This window comes from Trebonia sp., assembly GCF_049794275.1.
GTDB lineage: Bacteria > Actinomycetota > Actinomycetes > Streptosporangiales > Streptosporangiaceae > Trebonia.
Window position 1 is genome coordinate 1 of record NZ_JBARCR010000131.1, and the last position, 4,536, is coordinate 4,536.

Annotated in this window: 5 protein-coding genes and 1 pseudogene; 4 read left to right on the forward strand and 2 right to left on the reverse strand. The window is 68.6% G+C overall.

Translation table 11 applies throughout. The features are described from left to right. Nucleotides 1–572: pseudogene (locus tag WA805_RS03570) on the forward strand (epoxyalkane--coenzyme M transferase); the annotation flags it as partial. 161 nt (nucleotides 573–733) lie between these two features. Here the strand turns inward: WA805_RS03570 and WA805_RS03575 are convergent. Next, nucleotides 734–1,057: a hypothetical protein gene (locus WA805_RS03575; protein ID WP_422286327.1), complete on the reverse strand. Its 324-nt coding sequence runs from the start codon at nucleotides 1,055–1,057 to the stop codon at nucleotides 734–736. Between the two features lie 841 nt (nucleotides 1,058–1,898). Here WA805_RS03575 and WA805_RS03580 point away from each other — a divergent pair. Both WA805_RS03580 and WA805_RS03585 read left to right on the forward strand, forming a co-directional pair. Then, entirely contained in the window at nucleotides 1,899–2,186 is a 288-nt protein-coding gene (locus tag WA805_RS03580) for a WhiB family transcriptional regulator (RefSeq protein WP_425241640.1), read from the forward strand. Between the two features lie 246 nt (nucleotides 2,187–2,432). Next, entirely contained in the window at nucleotides 2,433–3,569 is a 1,137-nt protein-coding gene (locus WA805_RS03585) for an epoxide hydrolase family protein (protein WP_424559145.1), read from the forward strand. Here the strand turns inward: WA805_RS03585 and WA805_RS03590 are convergent. Further along, nucleotides 3,550–3,753, reverse strand: a complete 204-nt coding sequence (locus WA805_RS03590; protein WP_422339547.1) for a hypothetical protein — start codon at nucleotides 3,751–3,753, stop codon at nucleotides 3,550–3,552. The genes WA805_RS03585 and WA805_RS03590 overlap by 20 nt on opposite strands. Before the next feature lie 318 nt (nucleotides 3,754–4,071). Between WA805_RS03590 and WA805_RS03595 the strand changes: the two genes are divergently transcribed. Then, nucleotides 4,072–4,536: epoxide hydrolase family protein (locus tag WA805_RS03595; RefSeq protein ID WP_425241641.1), on the forward strand; the 465-nt coding region annotated here is incomplete at its 3' end.

Sequence of the window (4,536 nt, forward strand, 5' to 3'; positions counted from 1 at the left end):
CGATCACGGACGCCGGGCTGCTGCTGCAACTGGACGACCCGGACCTGCCCGACGGGTGGCAGATGTTCCCCGACATGACGGTGCCCGAGTACCGGCGGTACGCCGCGCTGCGGGTGGAGGCGCTGAACCACGCCCTGCGGGGCATTCCGCCAGAGCGGGTCAGGCTGCACGTCTGCTGGGGCAGCGGCCACGGCCCGCACCGCGACGATATCCCGCTACGGGACATCGTCGACCTCGTCCTGTCGGTCCCGGCGGGCTGCTACTCGATCGAGGCGGCCAACCCACGGCACGAGCACGAGTGGACGCTGTGGGAGGACGTGCGGCTGCCGGAAGGCGCGTCGCTGATGCCCGGCGTGGTGGGGCACGCAACCGACGTCATCGAGCACCCCGAACTGGTCGCCCAGCGCCTGCTCCGGTTCGCGAAGCTGGTCGGCGCGGAGAACCTGATCGCCGGCACCGACTGTGGCCTCGGCAACCGGGTTGGCCACCCGGAGATCGTCTGGGCGAAGCTCGAGGATCTATCCGAAGGCGCCCGGATCGCCTCCCGCGCCCTGTTCAGGCACTCACGATGAGTGACGCGCCGGCGAGTGACCGGGCTCGCGGGAGGTGGCGCTGTGTGGGCCGGTGGGCGGCGACTGGTGGCCGTGCTGGCTGCGCTGAGCGGCCGCAGCTACCTCACTGTTGGCGACGCCTACCCGATCTAACAACGGTCCGGTAGGGCCGTGGATCGGCATCACACCGGCGTGATGCCAGAACGGGAGATCTGGAAGCCCCTGCCGTCTGCCGTGCAGGTGACCCCCGTAGTGGCCGATTCGCAGACGAACGGGCCCACGCCGGTTACCGCTCCATAGGCGAGGGTGGGCGTGTCCATCCCTGGGTTGGAGAGGCACAGCACGCCCGTGCAGGTCGTGTAGCTGCCAGTGACGCCCATGGTCACCGACTGCGGCGGAGTGCCCGTCTCGCAGTAGGCCGCCGTCACACCATCTCGGTTGTAGTCCACCTCGCAGCTGATGTTGCCAGACGGCGAGACGAACTCACCGCCCTGGGCTGTCTGCATGGGCACAAGCGAGGTGCCGCTGGTCGGCGTGGGCGCGGCGGGTGCAGGAGGTGCCGTCAGGTGATCGTCAGTCCGCTGACGGGCAGGCGGTTGAGCTGAACCGCGTACCGCCGTGGCCGTGGGAATGGTCGAGTGGCCGTTACCTGACCCGGCAGCGCTCGGCGCATGGTTTGCCGAGCACGCAGCTATGCCGAGGGTGGCCATAAGGACAAGACCGACCAGCGTTCTACGGCTGTTCGTGAACCTGCGCATCGTGCCTCCTGCGAGAGTCTGGACATCTTTTGGCGTGACCCAGCCGGGGAGACGTCCCCGCCGTCGGGCAGGCCGAGCCCCTGCACCCGCCCGACGGGCGAGATACGCGTGTCGCGTAACACGCTGGTCCGCGCCCATCTGGGGCGAGGGCGCCAGTCGCGGCCACGCTCAAAGGGATAGTCGCCGGACGCCAGGTGCGGCAGGTCGGCAGCGAGCACTGCGACCGTGATCGCAACGATGGCGGTGACCACATATAGCGCGATCCTGCGAACATCAGGCGTATCACTGGCCCTTCCTCCTTCGGTCATTGCCGATGCCAACATCGGATTCGCCAGGGTGAGCAGGCATCACCCGATCAGCGTGATTGCGGAACCGGGAAACCGGCCGATCCGGTCAGGCTGATCGCGCCTTCAAGACGAGGCTGGCGAAGCCTGCCAGGCCGGCCCTTAGACATGGTGTCCCTGCTGCGCGCACGGAAGGCACATCAGAGCTTGGTGAAGGAGCCGCAATCACGCAGTTCGTGTGATCCGGCGTCACCCGCGCGGACACAAACCTTGAGGCACCAAAAGAGCATCGAGGAGGTATCGCTATGGCGCCGCGACCGATCGAGGGGAACTGGCGGGTACGCGCCGCCTGCCAGTCGACTGACCCCGACCTGTTCTTCCCGGCCTCCTCCACCGGAAAGTCCCTTGAGCAGGCGGCCGAGGCAAAGGCGGTCTGCGCCCATTGCCTGGTCCGACGTCAGTGTCTCGCGTTCGCGCTGCGGACCCGGCAGGCGCACGGCATCTGGGGCGGCCTGACCGGGGACGAACGCAACCTGAAGACCCCGGACCGTGTGGCGGACCGTTTCGCGAGGAACCCGGCGGCCACCGTATGACCACAGCCACGAACCGGACACCCCCGCTCGTGGAGGTCCGATCACATCAACCGGCCGAGATCGCGGTTTTCCTCCAGCGCCGCGCGGCCGACGAGGAGTTGCCCGCGACCGCCTGGGACGCTGGCCCGTTTCCGGTCGTGGCCGCGCATACTTGGGGATCGTCCTGCGTCACGTCGCAGATGGGTGCGCGGCGCCTGGAAGGGGGAACGAGTGGGTGTGGCTGAGTCGCCGGTGACTGTGGGACCGATGCATCCAGGGTTTGATGCCACCGTGCTTGATGACTTGGGCAGGCGGCTGTCGGCCGTCCGCCTGGCCCCTGACCGCGGCACCGCATGGGAGCAGGGAGTCCCGCGGCCATGGCTGACCAGCCTGCTGGCTGACTGGCAGCAGTTCGACACCGGCGCGTTCCAGGCGCGGCTGGACCGACACGCGCACTTCCGGGCGACTGTCGACGGTCTGGTGATCCACCTGGTGCACGAGCCGGGCCGGGGGCCTGCGCCGCTGCCGCTGCTGCTCACCCACGGGTGGCCTGGCTCGTTCTGTGAGTACCTTGACCTGCTGCCTCTGCTTACCGATCCCGGCACGCACGGCGGTGATCCGGGTGACGCGTTCACAGTGGTAGCTCCGTCGCTGCCCGGGTTCGGCTTTTCTGGCCCGCCCCCGACGGGTGGCCTGACCGCGAATGCGGTCGCCAGCCTGTGGCACCGGCTCATGACCGAAGGCCTCGGCTATCCGCGCTACACCGCGCACGGTAGTGATCTGGGCGCGGGTGTCACCGCCCGGCTTGCCCGCGCCCACCGCGATGCGGTGGCCGGCATTCACCTGGCCACCCCCGGGCTGGCGGCTCCGCCGAGGCCCTGGAGTCCCGCCGAGGAGGCCCACTTCGCCCAGATGGACGCCTGGACCGGCGAGGAGGGCGGCTACGCCCACCTGCACTCCACTAAGCCCGACACGCTAGGCGCGGCCCTGCACGACTCGCCAGCCGGGCTTGCCGCCTGGATCGGGGAGAAGATCACCGCCTGGAGCAGCACGACTGCCGGTGGCCAGCCCGCGTTCCCCCGGGACCTACTGCTGGGGACCTTGACCCTGTACTGGGTCACCGGGACGATCAGCTCCTCCCTGCTGCCTTATTGGGCCTACCGGCACACGCCCGGCCCCGGCACCGCGCTGCTCCCGGGCGAGCAGGCACCGGTTCCCACGGGCATCACGATCTTCGGCGGGGAAAAGGTCCCCTTCCCCAAGCCGCCACGTGAGCTAGCCGAACGCTACTTCACCGTCACCACGTGGGCCGAGCACGACCGCGGCGGTCATTTCCCCGCCGTCGCCGAACCGCAACTACTCGCCGAAACACTGCGCGACGCCTTCAGGCCGCTACGGTCATGAGGGCCGCTGCATCGGGCAGGGGTACCGTTTCGCCGCCGCCCTGGGCGGATGCGACCGGCGTGTCCGCCTCACCGAGGGGCGCGGCACAAGCGGCGAAGGCGACGCAGGCAGCGATGAGCAGGGCGTCGTTGAGCGCTGAGGCATAGTGGGCGGTCACCGTGGCCGCGGTGGCCCTGCTGCTCATCGACTGGCCCGAGCAGGCCGTGGATCGCCTCGCCGTACTCGCCACGGCGCACCGGCAGCAGCACCCGGGACCGAAGCGGAAACCGGAACCTCACACGCGTCCACACCCGCGATCATCCCACCATCCGTGAAATACCGCGCCCGCGCGCCGACGCCCAGTTGGCGTGATTGCGCCGATCACCTCATTCGCGTGTTGCCCGCTCACCCTGCCGGGCGGGAGCCTTGGTCACGTCCGTACACAGGAAGGAGTCAGACAGTGGCCAGTCCCGAGTCCGGCGCCATCGCTGTGCTTCGAAGCTCAGGAGAAGAGAAGAAGGCAATGACCGCACCGACGCCGCCGACCTCGACCCTCGTCCGCCCGTTCACCGTCTCGATCTCGGATGCGGAGATCGACGACGTGAAGCAGCGACTGGCCAGAACTCGATGGCCGGATCCGGAAACGGTGGGCGACTGGTCGCAAGGGGTTCGGGTAGAGAACGCCAGGTCTCTGGCCGGCTACTGGGAGCGCGGCTACGACTGGCGGCGCTTTGAGTCCGGGCTCAATCGCTTCCCCCAGTTCCTGACCGAGATTGACGGGCTGGACATCCACTTCATCCACGTCAGGTCCAAGAATCCCAACGCGATGCCGCTGATACTCACGCACGGATGGCCGGGCTCGATCGTCGAGTTCCTGAAGCTGATCGGCCCGCTGACCGATCCGGTTTCGTTCGGAGGAGACGCCGCCGATTCATTCGACGTCGTCGTCCCGTCGCTCCCCGGGTTCGGGTTCTCCCAGAAGCCCACG

Coding starts and splice junctions, on each gene's coding strand:
- WA805_RS03575 (WP_422286327.1), bottom strand. CDS start 1,057: ATGCAGACAGCCCAGGGCGGTGAGTTCGTCTCGCCGTCTGGCAACATC.
- WA805_RS03580 (WP_425241640.1), top strand. CDS start 1,899: ATGGCGCCGCGACCGATCGAGGGGAACTGGCGGGTACGCGCCGCCTGC.
- WA805_RS03585 (WP_424559145.1), top strand. CDS start 2,433: ATGCATCCAGGGTTTGATGCCACCGTGCTTGATGACTTGGGCAGGCGG.
- WA805_RS03590 (WP_422339547.1), bottom strand. CDS start 3,753: ATGAGCAGCAGGGCCACCGCGGCCACGGTGACCGCCCACTATGCCTCA.